Genomic DNA, 24,569 nt, shown 5'->3' on the forward strand with positions numbered 1-24,569 from the left:
CAAATATAGATTATTCTGCTACGGCAATGGCAGTTAATTTTTCAAGATTCATGGGTTTGCTCAGGAAATCTTTTACACAAGGGTAGTTTTTGGCTTTCATTTTATCTTCTATGGCAATGGAAGAACTTGCAATATAAATAGTTGCTTCTTTATGAAAGTGTTCTTCAATCCGGAATAATTCCGACAAAAAATCCCAACCGTCCATTTGCGGCATTTCAATATCCAGTAGAATGATATCAGGTATATCACCTGTTGTCCCAAAATAATACAAGGCTTCACTTCCGTTTCCAAAGGATTTACTTTCATTGAAAAGGTTGGTTTTTTCAATCAGTTTTTTGGTAACCAGCTGGTAAATAGGGTCGTCGTCAATTATGTAAATTCTCTTTTGTAACATTATCTGAAATAAATTTTGAAGGTTGTCCCTTCGTTAAGTTTGCTTTCAACTTCAATTTTTCCTTTCATCGTGTCAATTTGGTTTTTCGTAATAAAAAGTCCGATGCCACGGGATTCGGGATTGTTTGTAAATGTTTTATACATCCCGAAGAGTTTGTCTCCGTTTTTATTTAAATCAATTCCTATGCCATTGTCTTTGATTTCAAGTACTTTAAAATTTTCTTCGGTATGTGAACTCAATTCGATTTTCGGATCTCTGTCCGGATGTTTGTACCGTATGGAATTGGATATGAAATTAAGTAATACGCTTTCCAGATAGGCCGGATTAAAGTTAACGTTAACTTCATCGGATATATTGTTTATAATTTCGGCATTATTTTTAACGATTTGGTTTCTGAGGACCTCCAGTGTTCTGTTGATGAATTTGTTAAGGTTTAATTCTTCAATTACAGGATTAATATCGGTTTGTATTGAAACCACTTCATTGAGGTTGTCCATGGTTTCATTCAGCGCTTCGGAAACGGATTTCAGTAAAACCAGTAATTCTTTTTTCTCTTCTTCATCTTCACTCATCTCGATAAGATTAATCAGCGATTGGATGTTGCTGGTATGCGAGCGTAAATTATGCGAAACGATATGCGAAAAATTCAGCAGCCGTTTGTTTTGTTCCGTTACCAGTGTGAGCGAATTGTTAAGATCGATTTCAAATTGTTTTGATTTTGTAATATCGATTAAAATTCCCCTGAACTTAATAGAATCTTTACTTTCATGGTAAATACTTACGATGTCGCGTACCCAAATAGTGCTTCCGTTTTTATGAATCATCCTGTACTCAGTGTCGAAAGGTACTCGTGCCTTTGCATATTCCGTACTGCGTTCGATTACCCAGTCCCGGTCGTCAGGATGAATGATTTTCCGCCAGAAATAATCGTCTGCGAGCCATTCTTCGGGAGTATATCCCAGCATATCTTCGGATTTTTTACTGATATAAGTTACTCCGGGTTCTACCGAGTTTCCTTCCCAAACGACTCCATCGATACTGTTAATCAGGTCTTTAATTTTTTGCTGCGATTCCAGTATCAGTCTTTCGGATTCTTTTCGTTGGTTAATGTTTTCGACAATGGTTATGTGATTGCTTGGCTTTTCGTTTTTTTCCCACAGCGGTGAAACGGTAATGTTTACCCAGTTAATTTTTCCGTTTTTGTCCACATACCTTTTTTCCAGGGAATACTGGCTGATTTCCCCTTTTCTCAGGCGTTCCATGTTATCCAGATCGGCCTGCAGATCATCAGGGTGAGTAATCATCATAAAATCCATATTCCTGATTTCATCCTGACTGTAACCGATGAGTTCGCAAAATTTATCATTGGCGTCAACGAATGAACCGTCAATTGAGTTATTGTGTGCTATTCCTAAACCGGCATGATCAAAAATCGATCGGAACAGAAATTTGTTTCGCGACAATTTTTTGGTTTGTGATTTTACCGTTTTTTGAAGTTCCAGTGGTTTTTTCTGTAATGTGTAAACGAGCAGACCGGAAAGTAAACTCAACAGAAAGGCGATGGCAATGACAGGCAGGAATTCAAAAAATAACCTCGATTCGTTTTTCGGAATAATGTACAGATTCCAATCGCCTTCCGGAATTTCAACCTTCTGATAGTCTTTATTTGAAAAATCGGCCTTGTTTTCCAGGAAGAATTCTTCTTTATTGGTAACGGGATTTTTTTTTGATAACTGAAAATAATATTTATCGCTCTTAAATTGACTGAAACCAATAGCGTTTACAAAAGTGTCGAATCGGACGATTACCGCTGTAAAACCCCAGAATTTTCCCTTTTTATAAACAGGCAAACGTCCGACAACTCCCGTTCCTCCTTGTTTTAAAGTTACCGGTCCCGAAAAATAAATCGCTTTGTTTTCTATGGCTTTTAATGCTGATTTACTGTGAAGCGGACTGTTGAGTATGTCGAAACCGGTTGCCGCTTCATTCCCTTTTAACGGATAAGTATATTTAATGACACCATTGGGAACTAATTGAACAGCATCAATGGAATTGTAACTGCTAACAAGGCGTTTGGCAACTTCTTCAAAATTTTTCGGATTCCCCGAATCATCGATGGTCAGGGCAAGAGTAATGGTAGCGACATAGCTGTTCCGGAGGGTCTGCTCAATGTTTTGTTTGACAACATTTAAAATGTTGGACATATTGCGTTGCTCGCTCTCTTTTACAGCCTGATATCTGAAATAGATCGACATCATAAAAATCGATAAAAGAACCATAAAAACAAGTGCCCCCATCGTTTTTGGACGAAACAGAAACCAATTGCTTAAACCTGCTATTTTCTTTGTGGGACTCACTCATAATCCTTTTAGAATATAAATTTAACTAAAAATCAGGTAATTACGGTTCTATTGGGGGTTTTAATGTGGTGGGAAGGAAAATAAAAAAAGCCCTGCTTTAGCATTGTTTTTTGTGACCTAGACATCAACAAAAAGAGTCATTAGTCTTTAACTAAACGGTAAAGGCCGGTTTCACTCCTTTTAAAAAGGCTATCAAAAATCAAAAGAATAGTCTGGTTTTGATTGGTAATGTATTCCGGATTAATTAAGAAAGTCAAGTCACAAGACCAGATTTTTTTATTTTAACATTTGTTACGTTATTACGGATGATTGGGACTTTGGAGGTACTTCATGAAAATGAAAAAGCTTGTTTTAAAGCCGAAATGATTTAATTATTGACAAAGTTTTCCTGATGGCTCCAACCAATACCCACTTTCAAAATGTTCCATATCTTTCTTTCATTCCGGCACGTAACATGTGTGTTTTATGCAGTAGCCTCTGTCGGGTTCTTTAGGTTTTGGATTATGTCTTCAATAGGAACAGTGAACATAAAGAAATTCCATAAGCAAAAGAGGCGAGTAGTATCACCGTCATAAAACCTGCTTCTATGGCAATTAAAGCTGCCAGTGAAGCACTGATTACTGACATGCATCCGTTAATGCCCCAAGCCCAAGGAACATTTTTTTCTTCAATCTGCGACAGTAATTTTAAACCTATGGGGAAGGGGAAACCCATTATAAAAGAAGGGATTATAACCAGAGTTGTTAATACTGCTATTCTTTCAAAAGCAGGCAGCCCTAAAATATTTTCAAGCAATGAGGGAAGAAAAAATGAATAGAGTAACAGCAATAACACAATCATCAAAAAGATTGACTTTAAAATACGACGGTTTATAGCGACATATGATGAAACCAAACTGCCGATTCCTGAACCTAACATCATAATTCCTATAACCAACGTGGCGGCATATACGGGATTGCCCAGAAACAATATAAATTTTTGTATAAAAACAATTTCGAGAAACATATATCCTATACCAATACAACTGAAATATAAAAATGTCCAATTCCTGCTTTTGCCTTTCCATCCAATTTTAAACAGAGGTAAAATAATAAGTAGTATTGCAAGTAGCGAAATCTGAACAACAGTTAGTACCAATATGATAAATCCCAATTCTATAAACGGAACAGATTCCGAGCCAAACAGTGCAGAAAGCTTGGGTAAACTTTTTAAGCGAAGAAACTGTGAAAAATAGGGTTTGTTATCTGTTGCGGGTTGCAGTTGAAAATCATATTCTTTGTAAAATTCTTCTCTCTTTACCTTATCCGATAAAATCTGATCAATGTATTTAAAAAAAGCAGGGTCGCTCATGCCATTGTACTGGGTACGTTCTCCTGCGGAAATGCTTGGGAGCAGAACCGGATCAAAGTAATAACGATCGCAAAATTTTCTGATTTTACTAATTTCAACAGCTGTCAGTGAAGATTTTTTTAAAATAAAAGTAATGGTTCCCCAATTTCTGACGGCGGCGAAATGCATTTCAGGATTGGCAATTTTGATTTCATCCATCACTTCAGCAATTGTTGATGCAATTTTTAGCGGGTTTCTGAAAGGATAATCCATCCACGCTGTTATGCATACCATTCCGTCATTACCGAGCAAATTCCACATCTGCAAGAAAGCTTCCTTGGTTAGAATATATTCTTCCCGTGTGGCATGCAAGCCCGATGTTCCGCCGAAATCACCAATAAGCGGAAGCTGAATAAGATCGTATTTGTTTTTTGTGAAAGTTAGAAATGTACGTGGTTCAATGGTATGCAGATGTACAGCAGGATGAAAAAACAGAGAATCATTATCTGAAGCAAGTTCATGCATTAAAAGATCAGAGATTGCTGAGTGAGGCTCAACTGCGTCAATGAAAGCGACATTCCTGCTGATTGCATGAGAAACAAACATGCCTGTGCCTGAATGAAGTGTCAACACATTATTTAATTTCTTCAGTTCATAGGGAAGGGCATTGGTAGTATAATCAAGAAGATGAAAAGTGTCTTTCGCACTCCATGAAATTAGTGGTCCATACCAGTCACCATTATTAAAGACTACTTTTTTGACCGGCACTTCCCCGGTAAAGGAAAGACTTAATCCGGGTGCATAACGCAAAGCATCTGCGGACACCACCTGCACCAATCCATAAGGACTGGCTTTTTCCAATGAAACAGTTGCATTCGGCAAATTGAGCGTGCGGCTCAGGCTTTTGTATTCAGATGCGACAAGGGTGACAGGATAAAAAATCCGAAAAGAACATATTGCAGTTGCTGCTACTGCAAAGGCAATCAACAGTTTGTGACTATCCTTTGTGAATAAAATTATTCCGGAAGCTATTGCTATTATCGAAACAACAGCCGGTAATGAAGCCGGTACAAAATACCATGCAAGCAGGGCTGCAATAATTGCCCCAATACCCGATCCGAGAAGATTGGAAAAATAAAACTTTCCTATTTGAGAAACATTACCTATAAAAATAATTCCAAGCGCTAATGCACCGCAGAAGAAGGGAAGGAAATATAATAGGTAATTAATTACCAGAGCAAACCATTGCTTACGTTCCACGAATAAAAGATACGAGTCAAACCTCACCGTGTCATTATTGCCGACCCATAATGGTAAAAGCATTAATACCCCGCTGAGAATCATAAGAAATGGCAATAATATTTTGCTTTGACGAAGCAGTACATCGCGTTTTAATGAAAGAAAAGTACCTGAAGCACCAAATCCCAATAATGCTATGGAAATAACCATGTATGCATAATGATGCCACTGTGTGAACGACAGCACTTGTATGATGGCAATCTGGTATGCAATCAGAGCAATCGACAGCAACCCCGTGGCTGCAAGAAGGCGATTGGGATAGTTAAACATTTCGTTCGTTTATTTTCTTGTAAAAGGGACAAACCGTACAGGCATCTTTGCTGATGTCCGGATCTTTCCCTTGGACTTTTCTATTAACATGAGTTCCTGAACCATAAAAGGCGATCCTACCGGAATAATCATTTTTCCGCCTTCTTTAAGCTGTTCAATTAATGGTGGTGGAACATGTTCTGCAGCAGCTGTAACAATAATGGCATCAAAAGGAGCGTGTTCTTTCCAGCCATAATAGCCGTCAGCGGTTTTAACATGCACATTTTTATAGTTCAAATTGGCAAGACGGTTGGCCGCCTGTTTACTTAATTCATCAACAATCTCAACGGTGTAAACTTTACTCACAATTTCAGACAGTACTGCTGCCTGATAGCCTGATCCCGTACCAATTTCAAGCACCCGGTGAGCAGGTTTCGGATTTATTATTTCTGTCATATATGCAACTATGTATGGTTGAGATATGGTTTGACCATAACCGATAGGTAACGGAGTGTCTTCATAAGCATCCGAAACTTTATCAGATGGAACAAAGCGATGACGTGGCACTTTTCGCATTGCATCAAGCACTTTAGCATCTTTTACACCTCTGCTTTGGATCTGATTCTTCACCATTTCTCCACGTTTCTTTGAAAAATTGTCTGTCTGGGTCGAAAATAACCACCCTATTAGTAATAGAAATAAAGCAGACTTCATGACTAAGTGGTTTAAATGATAATCAATTCAAAAATTACTTTCATATCAAAGTTAAGGATTTCAGAAACAAATTTGGGCTGAACTGTATTTAAATAACTATTTGATGTTCAGTTTTTTAAATCAGATTTTGTGGTGTTGTATGTGCGGATCAATCCCAAAAGTTGTAGGCGAAATGTGGACGAATAACTAAATAAAAAAAACGCAACCACTTCTATTTAAAGTAATTGCGTTTTTTATTTAGTGACCTCGACTGGATTCAAACCAGTAACCTTCTGAGCCGTAATCAGATGCGCTATTCAGTTGCGCCACGAGGCCTTGTTTTTACGAGTGCAAATATAGAGATTATTGTGTAACTTGCAAATGAAATTCGATATAAAATTAAAAAAAAATGGCATTACAACAGTACATACGTGATATTCAGGATTTTCCGAAAAAAGGAATTGTTTTTAAAGACATTACACCACTATTATCGAGTCCAGAGGGAACTAAAGAGTGTTTGTCTTTGTTAATCAATAGCTTAAATGGGAAAAAGATAGATAAAGTAGTAGGAGTGGAGAGTAGGGGGTTTTTCTTTGCCACACTTTTGGCTCACGAATTAAATGTGGGATTTGTTCCGGTCCGTAAGCCAAAAAAATTACCATTTACGACTATTTCTGCTTCATATCAGTTGGAGTACGGCACCGATACGTTGGAAATTCATACCGATTCCATTAAAAAAGGCGATAAAATTTTAATTCACGATGATGTTCTGGCATCCGGCGGAACAGCAAAAGCTGTTTGCGAACTGGTGGAACGTTTGGGGGGTGAAATAGTCCAGTGTAATTTCCTGATGGAGTTGACTCATCTTCATGGCAGAAAGAAACTGGGAAATAAGGAAATCTTTGCAGCGCTGACTTATGGAGAAGATGACAATTTTCATATTGGTGATATGAACCATTAATCTTTATCCCACGGCACGGATAGTCACATAATAGCGATAAGCAATAATTGCTTTTTGCCATTTTCTTGCCTTGGCCAAATCCAGGCGTTGTTTGGTAAAACTTGGTAAAATAAGTTTGTTTATTTTGGCTAAGACTTTGAACATAAATTGTTTATTTGTCGCAAAGATAGTTAAAACAATATGCATCAAAATATTTTGTTTTCAGCTTCTAAAAGTTTTACCGCAGGTTTGCAGAGTAATAACTCAATCTGTGAACCACGCTCTACAAGTCTCCTGACTTTGTGGGTTTTTTTCGTCTAAAACAAAACTAATCTTTTAAATAAAAAGCCGATAGTACGGATTTGCAAACCGTGCCCATTCCAAATTATAACAAATCTAACATTAAAACTTCTAACTCTAATCTGCTCGCTTTATTAAAAAATAAAAACTACAACTTTTTACTGTTGTAGTTTTTGTTTATTCTCTTTGTGGGCACGGATTGCAAATCCGCGCTATCCGTTGCGTTTACATATCCGCGCCATCGGGTACAATGCCCATCAGATTACGCATATGCAGACCACCTTCGGAAGTTATGTTTATCAGGTTGTGGCACAGGTACAGGACGGTTCCGGGAATTATTGCAGCAGTAGTCCGGTAAACCACACCATAACGGTAATCGACCAGCCCGAAACACCACAATTGGATTTTGAAATGCTGTCTTGTAATCCGTATAGGTATCAGGTAACGGTTTTAAACCCTCAGGCAGGAATTAGATATTACTGGAGCAACGGCAATACCGGTACCACGGCAATCAGTAACCATGATGGGCCGATACAGGTGCGTGCTGAAGCAGACGCCTGCAGTGTGACAGCACAAACAGACTTGCCTATTGATCTTGAGTCCGTAGCGTGGGTGTTCCCAAAAGGGTGTTACGAAATCTGCAAGAAAAAACCAAGCGGCTATATCATTGGGCCTTTTGGGTATTATAACGAATGGCAGTGGCAGGATGGTTATACGCCTTATGTTAGTGGCAGTGATATGGTAGAGCCTTTTCATGATTTAGCGATAGGGCATGAGTATCAGATGTATCTTCACAATGGAGACTGCGGTTACACTGCAGCTACCATGAGCCTTATTGAGAAGGACTGTCAGGATTGTGAAATGTCCTATTCCATAAGAGACCTGAAATGCGTTAAGATAGATGGCGTTTATGTTTATCAGGTTATTTTAGAGATTACAAACTCCTATGGCGACGATGTCTGGACAACATTAACAGCACCGGACGGCGAAGGGTTTTTTATAGACAATACTGTTTTGGTGCCGGCTGGTACAACGACTAGCTTTACCGTATATTTTTACCCGTCCGCAGACTTTAACGGCGGTTTGGTAACTATAGACATGAACGGGAGCTGGAAAGAAAACAAGAGCTGTTACAAAAAAACAGAAATCTTGTTCCCTTCGTGTGGTACGCAGCGTATAGCTGACAATGACGGAAAAGAAGACATTCTGGTAATCGATGATAATTTACTTTTGGTAGCCCCTAATCCGGCTAAAGAAGTAACAAAAGTAATCTACAATTACAAGAATGCCGATACTGCGAAAACCATCGAAATTCGCGACATGCAGGGCCGATTCCTGAATGCTTGGGAGGTAAAAAGCCAATCAGGAACGATAGAAATCGACTGTGCCCGTTTTGCCGGTGGTCAGTATTTTATCCTTATGAAAGAGAATGATGCGGTGATAAAACAATCCCGTTTACTCATTACACATTAATTTTTTAATGCAGACGTGCTTTTTAGTGCGTCTGCATTTTATTTAGTATTTTTAGCATTATTGCGAGCTATACTCAGTATAACAAACAAACCTACACCTATGAAAAAACAACTACATACAATTTTAGTATTATTAATAACACTTACAACACATTCTCAAACCTGGCAATGGGGTAAAAGGGGAGGGAGTACCGATAATTTACCAATAACTAGTGGTTTTCGATGGGAAGAAGTTACAGCAATGAGAACAGATAGTCAAAAGAACATTTATGTGTTATCACCAGTAGGGCAAACACTTTTAAACATAGACGGCAACCCCAAAACCAATTACGGAGACAGCAGTTCTAAAACCGATTTTGCCTTGAGTAGTTTTAGCTGTGATGGTACGTATCGCTGGTCTAAAATTATTGGGGGGGACAAGAGTATATAGATGGTATTCAGGTGGATAGTGAAGATAATGTTTACGTTTCCGGAAGGTTTTCCAGTTGTTCGTCTCCTTATTATGCCCGTATCGATAATGACGTAATACTGAATACTTATACTTCGGCAAGTTGCAGGTCTCTTTTTATAGCCAAATATAACAGCAATGGTACTTTGCTATGGTTCAAACAACCGCAACAGTTAATAAGTCAGACCGTGGCTATCAGTCAAACTTTGTCACGGGGCTTAGCAACAGATTCGTTAGGAAATAGCTATTGGTTATGTCTTTTACCGGCAGGTACTTATGCCGATGGTGCTTTTGTCAACAGCATGTCAGGGACTAATTTATTTGTTTTAAAGTATGACACTAATGGAAGTTTCATTAGTGCGACTTATTTGGATCCTCAATTAACGAGTTCCTTTGGCCTGAATGCAAAATTCTACAGGAACCAGAATAATGGTAATTTCTATATTACGAGTTTTAATGGTGGCAGTGGGACAGCTGTTGTAGGAGGACAAACCGTTACCCATTCAGCCTTTATAGCTTGTTTTAATGAATTGGGACAATTTCAGTGGAAAAAGGAAAGCACTGGCACCATGGGAGGGGCATTAAAATTCTATAATTTGGTGTTTGATACTTCAAACAATATTTACTTAAGTGGCGAAATGGTAGGGACAGAAGGGGCATTACTTGGTTTTTCGACTACGAATTGGACTTCCTTTGTTATGAAAACCGATCAAACAGCCAATAATCTATTATGGGGAACATGTTACAATAATAATAGTGGAGCTTATACCTATGGTGCTATCGCTTTAAATGGTAACGAAGTGGGTTATGCCGGTTATTGTTTTGGTTCAAACTTTACCTGGGGCTCGCAATCTATTTTTGCTTCCAATGCCAACGAAGGAACGGAAGTTATGCTGGCACGATTTAATAAAGATACAGGTGCATGTTTAGGCTTACACAAAATCCCGGGTAACATAGGGTATGACGATTATGGTACAGCTTTAGCTGTCGATGCTTCGGGCGATTACATTCTAGGTGGTGGTTTTGGTGGGCAGATAACAGCGGGTACCACCCTAACCAATGCCGGTTCCCAAACCGATTTCTTTATTGCCAAATTTGCCACATCAGCCTGTTCTCCGTTAAGTAATGAAGAGTTCAATTTAAACGAAACAAAAGTATACCCCAACCCTGTAAAAGATAACTTGTACTGGCAAGGCGAAAACAGCTGGAGCAATTATGAAGTGTATTCGGTTTTAGGTCAAAAAGTAGCAGAAGGGAAGATTGAGGCTGGTCAGCACCAAATTAGTTTAGCATCGTTACAACAAGGTATTTATGTGTTGCAGTGTTATGATGCATCTGGGAATAGTAAGGCGTTTAAGATTAGTAAAGAGTAATGCCAATATTGTTTGGCAGTTTTAAAATTAAATCCTTAGCAGCACCAGACGGAGAAGGGTTTTTTATAGACAATACCGTTTTGGTACCGGCTGGTACAACGACCGGCTTTACCGTATATTTTTACCCGTCCGCAGACTTTAACGGCGGTTTGGTAACTATTGACATGAACGGAAGCTGGAAAGAAAACAAGAGCTGTTACAAAAAAACAGAAATCGAGTTCCCTTCTTGCGGTACACAGCGTATGGCTGACAATGACGGAAAAGAAGACATTCTGGTAATCGATGACAATTTACTTTTGGTAGCCCCTAATCCGGCTAAAGAAGTAACAAAAGTAATCTACAATTACAAGAATGCCGATACTGCGAAAACCATCGAAATTCGCGATATGCAGGGTAGATTCCTGAATGTCTGGGAGGTTAAAACCAAGACAGGAACAATAGAAATCGACTGTACCCGTTTTGCCGGTGGCCAGTATTTTATCCTTATGAAGGAGAATGATGCGGCGATATAACAATCCCGTTTACTCATTACACATTAATTTTTTAATGCAGACGTGCTTTTTAGTGCGTCTGCATTTTATTTAGTATTTTTAGCATTATTGCGAGCACGAAATCAGTTGCTGAATAATATGCGAGGTAATTAGTTTGAATATATTTCTCAACAATAGAAGCTTTTTTAAAATAAAAAAGACGCCCTAAAGCGTTTCCCTATACCTCCAAATACCATTATGCCCCCGGTGCTTGTTACCATCATAAACCTTCCCCCGTAACCAAACCCCGGCAAGTACAACCACAATTAACTCTAAAATTTCATACTTCAAAAATGTCGCGTAACCTACACTGTAATTTTTATTTGCATATCCATATTGCAATTGCCAAGCTTTAGGGTAAATTTCGTGGAAGGGTTGAAGGATCAAGTGAATCAGATGATGAAGTACTAACCAAGTATAAGAGAGAAGTTAAGCTTATTCAACAGCTTTCAGATATAAGCTTAAAAAAACTGGAAGCATTAACAGGGGTTAGCATGAATACGGTTAAGAAATTAAAGGGAATACTGGACAAACAAAAAGGGTAGCGCAATGTTACCCTTTGTAATTTTTTTTGAATCATTAGCTGCTTCTACCTTCATCATAACCATCAGAATACCCATCGGTATAACCCTTATGGTAATCGGAGAATTTTTCTTTTTCTGATTCTTTAATAATAAGTCCTGCTAATACAGCACCACCTACCAAACATAGTATTTTTACTAAATTATTCATGACATAATAATTTTAACAAATATAATGAAAAATCCGTTACATTTTGGTGTATGTGTCTGATTTACAATAATGTTGAATTGAATTAAAATAAACAAGTGATTTGAAATTAAAGATGAAAAGTAGTCCATTATGAAATAGTAGATAAAGAAAAGGGTAACATTACATTACCCTTTTTTATCAATTTCCACTTTGTGTTGAAGGTGAAATATTTTCACTTCTCTCATGTCTATCTTCCCATTTGGAGCTTTTCTGGTTTCTTCATCAATATCAAACATTACCTTTTCTCCACTACAAGAACTTAAAAAGAGTACTAAAATTAATGATTTTAAGATGTTATTCATTTCTTCTCGTGGATTTTAAAATTACGGACAACTTCTAAATATGCAAAGTTCTTTTTACCCCCTTCATAGTTATTTTTATAAAAGCAAGTGCACTATACACATAACCTTACGATTTCCCATAAATAAAAAAAACGCCTTAAAGCGTTTTCCTATCCCTCCAACTACAATTATACCCTGGTTCTTCCTACCATCATACAACTTCCCCCTTAACCAAATCCCGGAAAGCACAAACCCAATCAACCCTAGAATCTCATACCAGTCCATACCCCAAAAATATAGCAAGTCGGGTAATACTCAACCACCACAAAACCCCAAGCTCCGTTTTTGACAACTAATTATCCCAAATTAACAACATCATGTTGCTATAAAAGCAAAAAGATGCCCTAAAGCATCTTTCGTATAAAATGTTGTTTCTATGCAAATAATTTCAGGGGCAAGCAAAAAAGCATTTTTAATTCATCAATTGTTGAATTATTATCGGTAATCATTTAAACTACCGTGTGAATACAAATAATAATCAGGACACAAATTTCAGATCGATATTTTCTGATTTACAATGAAATTATATTTCTGCTTCTGTTTTTTTTATTACATTTAAATTTTAGAAGAACTTATTTTGAGTAAACATGTTTGAGGATTTTCTACCGAATAATTTCGGGAGCGCAAAAAAAAAAACACAACCTGCTATTTTTTAAAATAATAGGGTATAACTTCTTTTCAGAAATACATTAGGCGAATAGTAAAATTCCGTTAGCATTATGCTAATTAATTTTAAGCAACCAAAATGAAAAAACATACAGAATCGACTTATTCAACACTAAAAGTGAATCATTCAAAACCCAATAGCCGAATAACAGCTGCCAATTTCTTACCCGATCCGAGATCTCGTTTAGATTCTGCACAAATGAAATACAAACCAATGGCAGACTCTGATATTCCGTACAGAGACTTAACTAATGCTAAGACTAAACGAGAAAGCATTGGTCAACTAATCGACAAACTGGATGTTGTTAATAACATTAGATACCAAAGAACAATAGAAGACACCTATTGTAATGTTTACTCTTACGATTATTGTCGTTTCTGCAAAGTGTATCTTCCTACTGTTTGGTGGACAGATAAAGCCCTGGAAAAAATATTGGAAGGGCAAGAAGTAGAGCCACTTATGGGAGAAACTGTAGATCACATTTATTCCAGTGCCATACACGACTGGTTTTTAAAATGGGGAGAAGATTTTGGATGGAAAAGGATGTTTACTGCTGAAGAAATTCAAAATAAAGTGAACACCGATGGAGGTGTTGGAATAATTTGTGCCAAAAGGAAAGAAAAAGGACTCTCCGGACATATCGCTCCTGTTGTTCCGGAAACGAACGAGCATAAAGCCTATAGAGAGAATGGCGTGGTAATATATCCACTGCAATCACAGGCAGGAAAGGTGAATTACAATTATTTTTCAGAAGTTAAAAAAGATTGGTGGAATGACGAACTATATTCCTCTTACGTGTTTTATTACCATGACTAAACTATGGACTGAGAGTTCATGATTTGATAGACAGACTGAACGTCGGCAAGGTTGCAGCCCTAATTTATCAGCCACAAATTATACGATTTAATTTGTGTGAATTTGTGTTTACCACGCAGTTAGCTATCGCTGCAGTTGTGGCTAAAATGCTTTTGGAGGCTAAAGCTAAATGCACTAAAGCACATAGTTTTAAACTATATCTGAAACCAATTAACCTGACAACCAGAAGAATTTGTATTATTATTGATTTTCAATGAATTAACTATTTGAAATAAGATATTAATGAAGTAGCTTTGCAACTTGGAAAAAACAAGAACAGCAAAAGCTGTAACAAGGAAATTTATCTGCTTAACTTAATGATGTGAAAGTGATTAATGACAGAAGTAATTTTTAAAATTTTACTTTTTATCAATCGTTCAGTCGATTCAAATGTAAAATTTCTGAAACCGAAATATAAATTCCTATAATTTAAAAATAAGAGAATGGATTTAACAATTTGTTTAATCCGTCTGAAGGACCGTTTTTTGTTTCGATTCCCAGCAGATTAAACTCATGCTTTTGAATAAAAAATAATGACTTTAAAAAGTTCAAATAACCATAAAAAGAAAACTAGTATAAATGAAAGACAATCAGACAACAAAATATTATTGGGGAATTGGATTAGAAAACGAAACCTACATGCAATTTGAAGAATCCCTAATAGTTTCTGGTGAGTTTATACAAGAAAAAATTGGTTTTGAGCGATACAGTATTGATTATAGAAAATGCTATAAACCGGAAAGCTTGGCCCCCTTATTAAAAAAGGCTTTTGGTTGTAACGAAAGCTACAAAGTGAGCAGAATGGTTAATAGTCATTCGCTGGAAAAACTCGACATAAACTATCAGCACAAAACGTTACCGGATGTTAAATCATTAGTTGGAAGCACCGGAATTGATGCGGTGGCGCCAAAACCAATTTCAAATCCGGAATATTTGGGAAAATCCATCATGGAACTTTTTCTTGAGGATCAACCGTACAATATTCAAAGTATGATTACCCAAAGAAATAAGACGATGGGATCTGTACATTTTGATGGTGATTCTATCGAATTTGTAACCAAATATTTTGAAAACAGAACAATTTCAGATTCTTGTAAAGAGCTGGAAGCCACCAAAAAGTTATTCCTGGATAAAATTAATGGATCGTCCTTACTAAATGGGAAATTAAATTTTCCGGATTACAATAACGGTCTTAATATGTTCATGACAAATCAGGAAAATCTTGTTTTGTTTAATAATGGCACCTATCATTTTCATATTACATTACCCTCACTAACAGAGAACAGTAGGATTGTAGATTATATTGATTTTGATAAAACGCACGCAAATGCCATTTATTTATTGCAATGGTTTGAGCCTTTTTTTATAGCAACTCTTGGCAGTCCTGATATTATGGGAGTAATAAGTGATAAATATAGCTTAGACAAAAAATTCACTTTGGGTTCTATGAGAAATGCCATGTCCCGATACATAGGGGTAGGGACTTTTAACAAATCGATGGCTAAGGGAAAAATTTTAACTTACAAAGTGGATGATTTCAGAAAGCTGCTGAAGTTTGAAAAAGAAGAAAAAATTTGGTGGCGAGATCAGATTGAATTAGAAATGGAATATGAATTGCTTTCTGAAGTGGGTCTCGATTTTAATCAGGAAAAAATGTACCAAAGCGGTTTTGAATTCAGAAGTTTCGATGAATTTCCGGCAGCGTATTTAAACGACGTTCTTTTTTCAATTATCCTAATTTGTGAGCATTCTTTAAATCTACCGGATGTTCAATGGGGACATGACAGTGTGGCTTGGAATAATTTAGTTTTTAAAACCTTAAAATATGGTTATTTAACTGAAATTAATGCCCTCGAAAAGAAAGAAGTTTTAGACCTGTTACAAATAGTAACCCCCTCAGACAGTAACTACGATACACTCAAAACCGAATTTGAAACTATTGTAATGTTGGACGAATTTTTCTTTAAAATTTTGGCTGTTTTACATGAAAAGTACAAAGACCACAACGTATGTCTGGATTCTATGTATGGGCAAAAAACCAGTTTTCCTCCAAAATGGGATAACTTCAACAAATACCAAACAGAGCGACATCTACAACAAATAGAATCTTTCTCCATAATTCAATAAAGATAAATTTCATCATTTGTTGCATTAAGTTGTTGAATTCTCCCCTGTTGGTACAAAATTACCGCTAACGTCCCGCCGGCTTGCTGCAGGTGGGGATTTTGTACCTTTAGTTTGTTTATTCCTAAAGCCAAATATACAAAAAGAAGTTTGAGTTTTCCCTAAAACCCCACTTGCTGCAAACCGCTGTTGTAAACAGTTTTTATATTTCGACAAATTTATTTTTTATGTCATTCCAAAAGTCTTCGTGTACTTTTCTATTATATGATTCAAGAGTTATTGTGATATGATTGATATTAAAATAATCGATATCATCTGTACACATTATTCCAAATTTTATTGAATTATCTTCATAGTTGGGATTTAATTTCGGAAAGTTAAATTCATAAAAACAACTATTATCCGAAAAGTTGTAATTTTCTATAAAGTATGGAATTATTTCTCTAAACAATTTCAGTTCGATATTTTTTGTAAAGCAAAATGTTATGTAGCTACATTTATCTTTTTGAGAATTTGAATATTTGGAGTAAAGTGTTTGAATACTATTATTCATATTGATACTGCATAAAACATTTTTGAGTGTTTGGTTATCAATTTCCCAAAAATATTTTTCTAGTTTCAATAAATTATTAAAGTCATTGATGTAGTATTTCTTTAAATTTTCATCTAAATATTTTTCTGAACTCATATTTTTTTTCCGAATAGTTTGGCTATTTGTTTTTTTGTCATGAATTGAGAAAAACCTATTACTTCAGAATTTTTGTTAACAGCATGTCTAAACTGAAAGGAAATAATACCCATATTTTTTTCGTAATGTAACCAAATTATATCATTGGGAAGTTCTAGCATAATATCTTCACTTGGGATTTCATTAAATCCATTCATTATTTTATCGTATAGTTTTTCAAAATCATTGTCTAAATTTTGAAACGCGAAAGATTTAATATTGGTTATTTGTTGGAATTTAATATCATTGTAGCTAAACAGGTATTTATTTTCAGATTTTTCTATCCAAACACTTTTCGAGCCTAACGCTCCAACTTTGCCAATTTCAATAAGTTTTTCAGTTTCAACTGTTTTGATTTGTGAGTAAGAAATGGCATTAATTACCATTTAAAAAGTAAAAAGTAATAGTTTTTTCATGTTTTTTTTGGTTAAAATTGTTTACAACTTATAAATATACTCAATCAAGTAATATATATCCAAACACGAATATGACTGTTTGAACTTTTACCTACAAAAAAGACGCCTCAAAAAGCGTCTTTCATTTTCTATGTTTCCAACTACCATTATACCCACGATACTTCAGGCTATCATACAATTTCCCCCTTAACCAAACCCAGGCAACCACCACCACAATTAACCCTAAAGTTTCATACTTCAAAAATGTAGCTTAACCTATACTGTAATTTTTATTTGCATATTCAATTTGAGAACAATCACCAACACATCTGATTCACGAACTTTTATTTGAAGCCATTTTATTCGATTTAAAAGTTTACATAATAAAAAAATAACCCGAAGGTTGCTTTTATTTTCTAGTTGTAAAATTGCAAATCTTTGATTATCAAAATTCTGATTTGGTATAAATAGGCTACCAACACATCTGATACATTACCCAAGGCTGTTGCAAAGAATCAGGGAAGATTTAAACAAACCGCAAAAGAGTTTTGTCAGTATCGAAGAATTTTGCGAGTATACAGGTCTAAAATACGAACATATAGAATTGTATATTGTCGCTTAAGGTTTCAGCCTTTCAAAGTCTGGAAGCTTTGTTTTTTGTAAATCTAATTTTGCGTACCTTTAAACTGTATAACAACAACTTAAATCAGAATTCTCATGGCAGCACAGAATCAATCCGGTTGGGAAGAAATAAACAATTGTCTTTACAAAAAAATTATTTTCAAAGATTTTTCAGAAGCCTTTGGTTTTATGACAAGGGTGGCGCTGATAGCCGAACAACTTAACCATCATCCCACATGGACCAATACCTGGAACAAGGTCGAAATCTGGCTGTCAACGCACTCCGCCGGAGATGTTGTTACCGATAAGGATCGCGAATTGGCCTCTAAAATAGATCGGTTAATTTAATCGTATATCTATTCCAATAGCATAAAAAAAGACCGTCCCAATGAGACGGTCTTTCTGATTTTGATTTTTTCCGCTGCGCTCCAAACAATTCGGCTACGCCTCGGGTGATGATGATTTGCTGCTGTAAAGTTATTTTCGCGCTTTTAAGGCTTCTTCCCTTGCTTTTAGGGCTTCTTCTTTCGCTTTTAAGGCTTCCTCACGTTTTTTCATGGCTTCTTCACGCTCTTTCATCGCCTCTTTTCTTGCTTCCATCGCTTCTTTTTTTGCCTTTTCGATTTCTGGACGGATGCGCTCCATTTCTGCCTTGGTTTCGTCTTTTATCTTTTTGATGTCGATGGTTTCAATGGTTCTTTTCGTTTTGCCGTCCTTGTCTTTAGTTACGATAACGATTTTCTTATCGCCGTCCTGGATTACTTCAATTTCCTGATCGGTAACCATAATTTTATCTCCTTTATCTCCTTTATGACCTTTATGGCCCTTTGGTCCTTTTGTATTGTAAACATTAACGGACTCAATTTCGTTGGGATCCATCGAATTGGCGAAGTCTTCAGTAACCTTTTCTCCGTTTACCCATACTTCACGTTTATCGCCGTCCTTTTTCACAACAACTGTTTTCTTTACCGTTTTAGGTGCTTTAGGAGCTTTTGGTGCCCCGGGAGCATCTGGTGGTGCCGGTAAATCTTCTACTGCAGGAGCGTCTGGCGGAAGTGGTGGGTCAATACCTAATACATCTGCCCAATCGAAATCATTCTCATCGCCTTCAACAATTACCTGAACGTCCTCGCCGTCTTCGCTGATGTGTTTGATTCGTTTAACTCTCGCGACGCCTTCTTCGCGTTCTCTGCCTTTTGGAGATCCGAAACCAATGGCACTTTTCCCGTTCTCATTTATTTCCTTGAAAAAACGGATAGGTTGTATCGGAGCATCACTCGCTACTTGAGAAGTCCCTTTTCTGCCGTCTTTGTCTTTAAAATCAACTTTAATGGACGTAATTTCGCCGTTGCCGTTGCGTTTGATTTTGGATACTTTTAGGGTAACTCCAAACTCATTTTTCAGCATTTCAGCATCTTTTTTAATTTCAGCATCTGTGGTATTTTTGTCAATGACCACCGAGATTACTTTTTTAGATTCCTGACGGGTTTCAGTTCTTGGCATCGTTTTCTCCTGCGCCAGAACTCTCATTTGAAACTGGAACATGAAAAAGGCCAGCAAAGGTAGTACAACCAAATACTTCCAGGAATTTTTCTTGTCGGATTGATTTTTGTTTAACATAACGATTCGTTTTTTGATTAATGATTGATAAAAAGGATTGGTGATTGCAATGCATTGCGACTGCATTGTTACTTTTAACAGGGTCTTCTGATAACTCTTAATGTCTTCTATGTTTTTGGTAGCCTCGGCATCCGCGATAAACTCAAGGTTCTGAGCGATGGCTTTTTTATACAGCCATACAATCGGATTAAACCAGAACGTGATGCAGAAAATCTGAGCCACCATCATGTCCAATGAATGCTTCTGCGCACTGTGAACAAGCTCGTGCTGCAATATGTTTTCCAATTCTTCTTCTTTTAAAGTGTTGGAATTGTACACGATATAATTAAAGAACGAAAACGGCGCTTGTACTTTTTCGGTGTCAATTAAATAGAAATTACTGCGTCGGATAGCTCTCGGCTTGTCAATCAGTTGTTTGATGGCAAAACAGTCAATGATGAATTTTAGGGTAAACATCGTAATTCCGATTCCGTACACTATCATCAAAACCAAAAACCAGTTGATTTCAAAACCAGGTTCGGAAACCGTAACTAAATTTTGAGCTGACACTGCAGTATTGTAATCATACGCAATAGGAGTAGGGTCAACCCAAATCACTTTGGTATACGTAACGAACGGCAAGACCATCGAAGTCAGTAATCCGGCCAGTAAAAACCAGCGATTCGAATTAAAAAAGGTTTCTTTCCGAAGGAAAACAAAGTAAGCGAGATAAAAAATCCCCATCAGGGCACTCACTTTCAGCAGATAAATTCCCAAAGCTTCCATAGGCTTTATTTTTTCTGTTCGATCATTTCTAAGATTTCTCGCAATTCTTTCGCACTGATTTTCTCTTCCTTGGCAAAAAAGGAAACCATGCTCTTATAGGAATTATTGAAATAATTTTCAATGGCAGTGTTCATAAACCCTTTTCGGTAATCCTCTTTCGTCACGATAGGGAAGTACTGGTGCGTGTTCCCAAACGCATTGTGCGACACATAGCCTTTCTCTTCCAGATTTCGGATAATCGTCGACAAGGTATTGTAATGTGGCTGATCTTCAGTGATTTCAGCCATCACTTCTTTCACAAAAGCCTTTTCCAGCTTCCATAAAATGTGCATTACTTCTTCTTCTTTGTTGGTTAATTTTTGCATGACTGATGTTTTTATATGGGCGTTACCACAAGGGTCGGGCTTTCGGCTTTATCTTTTGCTCCACTTCGTTACACAAAAGGATACCGCCTCTATCCCTAACGCAATTCTGCTATTCATTCAAGAACAGAACAAACGTACAACTATATTTTTAGTTACACAACTATTTTTGTAGTTAACCAACGAATTTTATAGTTTGTTTAACAAATTGAGGTCAAGTAAAAATAATGTTTTTTAAGCCAAATGATTGAAAATCAAATGAAAAATCCCGATTAATCGGGATTTCCATGATAGGGCTTAGTTGGCTTGCCTACCAAAAAAAGTGATAGTTAAGTTGTCGTTAAGTGGTTGGTTATTCTTTAAGCAATTTTTTTGTCAGCGTTTTGTTGTCGGTAGTTTCGATAGTAATACTGTACAAACCTTTGGCCCAATTTTGTGTAGGTATGTTCAATTCCATTGAGTCAGTTAAGTCCTTAGTAAACACATTTTGACCCAAAGTAGTATAAACCGCAACAGATTTGATTGTGGACATCGCTTTAATGTTAAAGAAACTGCTGGCAGGATTTGGATATAGCATTACGGCATTTTCCGCAGTTTCAAAATCGTTAATACCAAGCGTTGGCAGGGTAAATTTCTGGGCATATATTTTATTTTGTCCAGTAACTTTAGGTTCTGTGAAAACCACAACAGCTTCACTATTGTTAACAGGTTTAGTCAAAGTTATATGCAATTTGGGTGCACTAAAAGTAGCCACTGGAAGAGTTTGTTCCGGCCATGCAAAATAACCATTAGAATTCAAAAGTACTGCTTTGATAGGTACCGGAGATGCTCCATTGTTAATACCTTCTGTAATTAAAAAAAACGGAGTGTCGTTAATTAACTGTAATTTTCCGGCGTGCGTTCTGTAATTATTGTCGACAGGAAACACTTGTCTTGCGTTGTCGGTAAATTGTCTGGCTCCTGTAATTTTATCAAATTTCTGTATGTATTCCCCTCTAAGATCTTGGGTAGAAGGAGTGTAGCTGGACATGGCCCAAACATATTGCGAACCAGGGGCAAAGGCAATTTGAGTATCAACTTCATACAGCGTCGCATTAGTGTCAAAATCAACTCCGTTAATCCCCCAAGGCATAGTACCGTCCGGATTGATTCTTTGCACAAATGAATCTGATCGCGTTCCTGTTTTTCCGGAATAGCCATAATAAACCACATCACCGTCCTGAACACCGTTATAGGTCATAACGTTATATGCTGTTCCTTTATTTGATAATTGTGTAGGCACTGTCCATTGTGCAACACCGCTGCTGTTAAATTTTTGTGCAAACAAGGTACTGTTCACACCAGTTCCTCTTTTATGGAATACTACCATAATTTGTTGGTTTGACAATTCAAATAGATCTGCCGGTGATGTCGGAGACGATGGATTATCGGAAAGTACGTCAACTTGAGCTGCCCAAACAGGAACTCCTGTAGAGGTGTATTTTTGTAGCTTTGATATCCCGCCGGTATTCGGCATATAATGTATTAAAACATTACCGTTTTCATTAAGATCTTCTAACGGAAGTATCGTAGGCAGGTAACCATTTCCTACACTTATTCCGTTGGGTCCCCATAACATTGTACCCATTTGGTTTATTTTGTAGGCAAAAATCGGTTGTCCGGCTGTATTTGATGTTCCGGTTACACCTACATAGAGGTTGTTTTTTGAGTCACCGGTAACTTTCATAAGTACTGTAGATGTCGACATAGGAATAGTATTGCTGATCAACATTCCTTCTGTCCCAAACTGTTGTACACCATTAGCGTTTAATAATTGGACTCTCAATTCAAAATTTACAGGCGCAGGCACACTTTTCCAAAACACCACAAATGTGCTTCCGTTTGGACATTTAACAACTTGCTGGTCATTGTTTAATACATCGGCTACTAATGTATTAACAGCAGTATCCGTTGTCCATTGAGCATTTCCGTAAAGAAATGTAAATAAGGCAAAAAGTAACGTAATTTTTTTCATGAAGAATAGTATTTGATTAAAAAATAGATTAATAACTTCTTCAAAATCATAACTGTCGGATGACAATTCAAAATGATTTATATTTCGTTTATCAAAATTATTTAATCAAAATTTCAAATTATGGTTCATGAACCTTCATAAACTACTCATGCCGTTTTAAAAGACACTTATTTACCACTCATTTTTATATAAATGCCTTATTTTATTTAGGTTATAGGTGATTTTACTTTTTATAGTTTTCGAATTTATTTTTACTTTTAGTTCTTTCTCTTTTTAATTTAAGTTAACTAAATAAGTCACCAGATCAAGATTTGTATTAGTGAGTTGTAATTTTTTTCTTAATCTGGTTCGCGCGTTTTCAAGGGATTTTATCGATTGTCCGGTAATCTGTGAAATCTCTTTAGTGGTTAAATTCAGTTTTAACAGCGCACATAACCTCTTATCGCGATAAGTCAACTCAGGATGTTTTTCATTAAGGATATTATAGAAAGATTCATATACATGACCATAATGTAACTCAAACTCTTCCCAAACCGAATTAGCCTTATTTTCTCCTAATTGCTTTATTATCAAATCAATGGTTTGCTGGGTTTCCTTTTTAGGCGATTGTAATTTCAGCTGTTTCAAATCGTGTAAAATCTGCTCCATGATTTCTGCGCGCTGAATTTCCATCATGGAATGTGTCACAAGCTCTTTATTCTTAAGTTCAAGATTAGCGTCGAGTTCTTTCTTTTTAGATTCAAATAAATCTTTTTCAAGCTGTGCATTAGCCAGCTTATTTTTGTAACGCAGTACTAAAATGAAGAGTATCAGCATCACAATAATAAAACCGAATCCTATCAGATAGTATTTTGAATTTTCCTTACTCTCCTTAAGTATTCTCACTTCTTCATTTTCCTTGTACTGCTGCTCCAGTTTTAGTTTTTCAACATTCATGGCTTTGCCTTCAATGTTCAGACTGTCCCTGATTTCATCATAAGCTTCAAAATAGTCTGCCGCTTTTCTATGATCCCCTTTCAGTAAATACGATTTGTAAATATTGACTACAGCGTTTTTATTTTCAAAACTGTATTTGGCATCCTTTAGTAAATCGGCAGCTTTTTGCGAATAAAACAATGCAGAATCAGCTTGCTTCTTTAATAAATACAGTTTTGAAACCGAATTGTATATCCAGGCTTTTGTTTTGTTATCCGATTTCTTGTCAGCAATAACAATGGATTTGTCAAAGTAGCTTTTCGCCACTTTAAAGTTGTTTCGTCGCGAATAGCAAAGTCCGAGATTGTTATATAATATCATCTTCAGTTCGTCGTCCTGTAAGTTTTGGGCCAACTGTAATGATTTTTTAAAATGAATCATGGCGCTGTCTAAAATGCCGCCACTCATATATAAGGTACCTATGTTATTATGGGTTTTTGCTATGTAAACAGGTTTCTTTTGTTGGGTATGGTATTTAAGCAGATGATTAAAATAATGCATTGCTTTGTCCTTGTTATTCAATCGTGCATAAATAATTGCCAGTGAGTTTTCAAGATGGTATTTTTTTTCCTTGAGATTATCCTGCTGATAATATTCGTAGGCTTTCAGAAAGTAGGTCAGTGCGATGTCGAAGGCATCTTTTTTATTGTAGATTTCGGCAATTTTGATGTTATTTTCAGCAGTAATTTCATCGGAATCAATGTTTTTGACCAATGATTCGGAGTGTTCAATATAATGCAATGCCCTTTTCCAATTGGAATCCTTAAGTTCATCAGCAATTTTTAGTGAAATTCTAGCCTTGTCTTTATCCTGTAGTTTCATTGTCAGGCTGTCAATTAATTTGCTGACATCATTTTGAGAATAAACCAGTTGACCTGTAAAAAGAAGGGAAAATAAAAGTAGTCGCATATCAAAAGTTACATTTCACATCGTTAAGGACATCTA

Annotated in this window: 21 protein-coding genes and 1 tRNA gene; 8 read left to right on the plus strand and 14 right to left on the minus strand. The window is 36.5% G+C overall.

Translation table 11 applies throughout. From position 1 onward, the window contains the following. Positions 1-10 precede the first annotated feature (10 nt). The 5 genes from FLJC2902T_RS12130 to FLJC2902T_RS12150 form a co-directional block, all read right to left on the minus strand. Positions 11-394 carry a response regulator gene (locus FLJC2902T_RS12130; protein WP_035678583.1) on the minus strand — a complete coding sequence of 128 codons (384 nt, stop codon included), beginning with the start codon at positions 392-394 and terminating at the stop codon, positions 11-13. After that, positions 394-2,751, minus strand: coding sequence for a sensor histidine kinase (locus FLJC2902T_RS12135; RefSeq protein ID WP_155958905.1), 2,358 nt, complete (start codon positions 2,749-2,751; stop codon positions 394-396). The genes FLJC2902T_RS12130 and FLJC2902T_RS12135 overlap by 1 nt, the downstream gene beginning before the upstream one ends. A 504-nt stretch (positions 2,752-3,255) precedes the next feature. Then, a complete protein-coding gene (locus FLJC2902T_RS12140) occupies positions 3,256-5,652 on the minus strand; it encodes a spermidine synthase family protein (RefSeq protein ID WP_023580088.1) in 2,397 nt (798 codons plus the stop codon). A 9-nt stretch (positions 5,653-5,661) separates the two neighbouring features. Further along, on the minus strand, positions 5,662-6,345 hold the full coding sequence (locus tag FLJC2902T_RS12145) for a protein-L-isoaspartate(D-aspartate) O-methyltransferase (protein WP_035678587.1): 684 nt from the start codon (positions 6,343-6,345) through the stop codon (positions 5,662-5,664). Between the two features lie 241 nt (positions 6,346-6,586). Then, positions 6,587-6,660, minus strand: a tRNA-Arg gene (locus FLJC2902T_RS12150). 73 nt (positions 6,661-6,733) lie between these two features. Between FLJC2902T_RS12150 and FLJC2902T_RS12155 the strand changes: the two genes are divergently transcribed. Next, entirely contained in the window at positions 6,734-7,285 is a 552-nt protein-coding gene (locus FLJC2902T_RS12155; protein ID WP_023580090.1) for an adenine phosphoribosyltransferase, read from the plus strand. A gap of 3 nt (positions 7,286-7,288) precedes the next feature. Here the strand turns inward: FLJC2902T_RS12155 and FLJC2902T_RS12160 are convergent, their stop codons facing one another. Next, complete coding sequence (locus FLJC2902T_RS12160; RefSeq protein WP_023580091.1) at positions 7,289-7,429, minus strand: hypothetical protein; 141 nt, start codon at positions 7,427-7,429, stop codon at positions 7,289-7,291. Between the two features lie 354 nt (positions 7,430-7,783). Here FLJC2902T_RS12160 and FLJC2902T_RS12165 point away from each other — a divergent pair, with 354 nt between their 5' ends. The 4 genes from FLJC2902T_RS12165 (at position 7,784) to FLJC2902T_RS12180 (ending at position 11,369) form a co-directional block, all read left to right on the plus strand. Beyond that, entirely contained in the window at positions 7,784-9,037 is a 1,254-nt protein-coding gene (locus tag FLJC2902T_RS12165) for a T9SS type A sorting domain-containing protein (protein ID WP_155958906.1), read from the plus strand. Positions 9,038-9,136: 99 nt separating this feature from the next. Then, a complete protein-coding gene (locus FLJC2902T_RS12170) occupies positions 9,137-9,466 on the plus strand; it encodes a hypothetical protein (protein WP_035678590.1) in 330 nt (109 codons plus the stop codon). A gap of 11 nt (positions 9,467-9,477) precedes the next feature. Continuing rightward, positions 9,478-10,857 (plus strand): T9SS type A sorting domain-containing protein, encoded by a 1,380-nt coding sequence (locus tag FLJC2902T_RS12175; RefSeq protein WP_023580094.1) that lies wholly within the window; start codon positions 9,478-9,480, stop codon positions 10,855-10,857. Next, a complete protein-coding gene (locus FLJC2902T_RS12180) occupies positions 10,857-11,369 on the plus strand; it encodes a T9SS type A sorting domain-containing protein (protein WP_035678593.1) in 513 nt (170 codons plus the stop codon). The genes FLJC2902T_RS12175 and FLJC2902T_RS12180 overlap by 1 nt, the downstream gene beginning before the upstream one ends. 597 nt (positions 11,370-11,966) lie before the next feature. On the opposite strand, the gene FLJC2902T_RS16260 is transcribed toward FLJC2902T_RS12180, so the two are convergent. Then, complete coding sequence (locus FLJC2902T_RS16260; RefSeq protein WP_023580095.1) at positions 11,967-12,119, minus strand: hypothetical protein; 153 nt, start codon at positions 12,117-12,119, stop codon at positions 11,967-11,969. 164 nt (positions 12,120-12,283) lie between these two features. Then, positions 12,284-12,460 carry a hypothetical protein gene (locus tag FLJC2902T_RS16265; RefSeq protein ID WP_023580096.1) on the minus strand — a complete coding sequence of 59 codons (177 nt, stop codon included), beginning with the start codon at positions 12,458-12,460 and terminating at the stop codon, positions 12,284-12,286. 784 nt (positions 12,461-13,244) lie between these two features. Between FLJC2902T_RS16265 and FLJC2902T_RS12195 the strand changes: the two genes are divergently transcribed. Together FLJC2902T_RS12195 and FLJC2902T_RS12205 are read left to right on the plus strand one after the other, a co-directional pair. Then, the gene (locus FLJC2902T_RS12195; protein ID WP_023580097.1) at positions 13,245-13,982 is read left to right on the plus strand and encodes a hypothetical protein; all 738 of its coding nucleotides are present in this window, start codon (positions 13,245-13,247) and stop codon (positions 13,980-13,982) included. A gap of 618 nt (positions 13,983-14,600) precedes the next feature. After that, positions 14,601-16,148 carry a hypothetical protein gene (locus FLJC2902T_RS12205; protein WP_023580099.1) on the plus strand — a complete coding sequence of 516 codons (1,548 nt, stop codon included), beginning with the start codon at positions 14,601-14,603 and terminating at the stop codon, positions 16,146-16,148. A 199-nt stretch (positions 16,149-16,347) separates the two neighbouring features. On the opposite strand, the gene FLJC2902T_RS12210 is transcribed toward FLJC2902T_RS12205, so the two are convergent. Then, complete coding sequence (locus FLJC2902T_RS12210) at positions 16,348-16,833, minus strand: hypothetical protein (protein ID WP_023580101.1); 486 nt, start codon at positions 16,831-16,833, stop codon at positions 16,348-16,350. Next, positions 16,830-17,258, minus strand: coding sequence for a hypothetical protein (locus FLJC2902T_RS12215; RefSeq protein ID WP_051364391.1), 429 nt, complete (start codon positions 17,256-17,258; stop codon positions 16,830-16,832). Before FLJC2902T_RS12215 ends, FLJC2902T_RS12210 begins: the two co-directional genes overlap by 4 nt. Before the next feature lie 726 nt (positions 17,259-17,984). Between FLJC2902T_RS12215 and FLJC2902T_RS12220 the strand changes: the two genes are divergently transcribed. Further along, a complete protein-coding gene (locus tag FLJC2902T_RS12220) occupies positions 17,985-18,236 on the plus strand; it encodes a 4a-hydroxytetrahydrobiopterin dehydratase (RefSeq protein WP_023580102.1) in 252 nt (83 codons plus the stop codon). Positions 18,237-18,365: 129 nt separating this feature from the next. Here the strand turns inward: FLJC2902T_RS12220 and FLJC2902T_RS15900 are convergent, their stop codons facing one another. From FLJC2902T_RS15900 to FLJC2902T_RS12240, 4 genes are all read right to left on the minus strand, one after another. Continuing rightward, on the minus strand, positions 18,366-20,273 hold the full coding sequence (locus FLJC2902T_RS15900) for a M56 family metallopeptidase (protein ID WP_023580103.1): 1,908 nt from the start codon (positions 20,271-20,273) through the stop codon (positions 18,366-18,368). 5 nt (positions 20,274-20,278) lie between these two features. Further along, positions 20,279-20,638 carry a BlaI/MecI/CopY family transcriptional regulator gene (locus FLJC2902T_RS12230; protein WP_023580104.1) on the minus strand — a complete coding sequence of 120 codons (360 nt, stop codon included), beginning with the start codon at positions 20,636-20,638 and terminating at the stop codon, positions 20,279-20,281. Positions 20,639-20,987: 349 nt separating this feature from the next. After that, positions 20,988-22,649, minus strand: coding sequence for a T9SS type A sorting domain-containing protein (locus FLJC2902T_RS12235; RefSeq protein ID WP_023580105.1), 1,662 nt, complete (start codon positions 22,647-22,649; stop codon positions 20,988-20,990). Between the two features lie 273 nt (positions 22,650-22,922). After that, positions 22,923-24,533, minus strand: coding sequence for a tetratricopeptide repeat protein (locus FLJC2902T_RS12240; RefSeq protein WP_023580106.1), 1,611 nt, complete (start codon positions 24,531-24,533; stop codon positions 22,923-22,925). Between the last annotated feature and the right edge of the window lie 36 nt (positions 24,534-24,569).

Source organism: Flavobacterium limnosediminis JC2902, from assembly GCF_000498535.1.
In the GTDB taxonomy this organism is placed as follows: domain Bacteria; phylum Bacteroidota; class Bacteroidia; order Flavobacteriales; family Flavobacteriaceae; genus Flavobacterium; species Flavobacterium limnosediminis.

Excerpts from the sequence above, each read along its gene's own strand:
- FLJC2902T_RS12140 (WP_023580088.1), bottom strand. The coding sequence starts at position 5,652 with ATGTTTAACTATCCCAATCGCCTTCTTGCAGCCACGGGGTTGCTGTCG.
- FLJC2902T_RS12220 (WP_023580102.1), top strand. The coding sequence starts at position 17,985 with ATGGCAGCACAGAATCAATCCGGTTGGGAAGAAATAAACAATTGTCTT.
- FLJC2902T_RS15900 (WP_023580103.1), bottom strand. The coding sequence starts at position 20,273 with ATGGAAGCTTTGGGAATTTATCTGCTGAAAGTGAGTGCCCTGATGGGG.
- FLJC2902T_RS12235 (WP_023580105.1), bottom strand. The coding sequence starts at position 22,649 with ATGAAAAAAATTACGTTACTTTTTGCCTTATTTACATTTCTTTACGGA.
- FLJC2902T_RS12210 (WP_023580101.1), bottom strand. The coding sequence starts at position 16,833 with ATGAGTTCAGAAAAATATTTAGATGAAAATTTAAAGAAATACTACATC.
- FLJC2902T_RS16265 (WP_023580096.1), bottom strand. The coding sequence starts at position 12,460 with ATGAATAACATCTTAAAATCATTAATTTTAGTACTCTTTTTAAGTTCT.
- FLJC2902T_RS12155 (WP_023580090.1), top strand. The coding sequence starts at position 6,734 with ATGGCATTACAACAGTACATACGTGATATTCAGGATTTTCCGAAAAAA.
- FLJC2902T_RS12170 (WP_035678590.1), top strand. The coding sequence starts at position 9,137 with ATGAAAAAACAACTACATACAATTTTAGTATTATTAATAACACTTACA.
- FLJC2902T_RS12230 (WP_023580104.1), bottom strand. The coding sequence starts at position 20,638 with ATGCAAAAATTAACCAACAAAGAAGAAGAAGTAATGCACATTTTATGG.
- FLJC2902T_RS12195 (WP_023580097.1), top strand. The coding sequence starts at position 13,245 with ATGAAAAAACATACAGAATCGACTTATTCAACACTAAAAGTGAATCAT.
- FLJC2902T_RS12130 (WP_035678583.1), bottom strand. The coding sequence starts at position 394 with ATGTTACAAAAGAGAATTTACATAATTGACGACGACCCTATTTACCAG.
- FLJC2902T_RS12160 (WP_023580091.1), bottom strand. The coding sequence starts at position 7,429 with ATGTTCAAAGTCTTAGCCAAAATAAACAAACTTATTTTACCAAGTTTT.
- FLJC2902T_RS12240 (WP_023580106.1), bottom strand. The coding sequence starts at position 24,533 with ATGCGACTACTTTTATTTTCCCTTCTTTTTACAGGTCAACTGGTTTAT.
- FLJC2902T_RS12215 (WP_051364391.1), bottom strand. The coding sequence starts at position 17,258 with ATGGTAATTAATGCCATTTCTTACTCACAAATCAAAACAGTTGAAACT.
- FLJC2902T_RS12145 (WP_035678587.1), bottom strand. The coding sequence starts at position 6,345 with ATGAAGTCTGCTTTATTTCTATTACTAATAGGGTGGTTATTTTCGACC.
- FLJC2902T_RS12205 (WP_023580099.1), top strand. The coding sequence starts at position 14,601 with ATGAAAGACAATCAGACAACAAAATATTATTGGGGAATTGGATTAGAA.
- FLJC2902T_RS16260 (WP_023580095.1), bottom strand. The coding sequence starts at position 12,119 with ATGAATAATTTAGTAAAAATACTATGTTTGGTAGGTGGTGCTGTATTA.
- FLJC2902T_RS12180 (WP_035678593.1), top strand. The coding sequence starts at position 10,857 with ATGCCAATATTGTTTGGCAGTTTTAAAATTAAATCCTTAGCAGCACCA.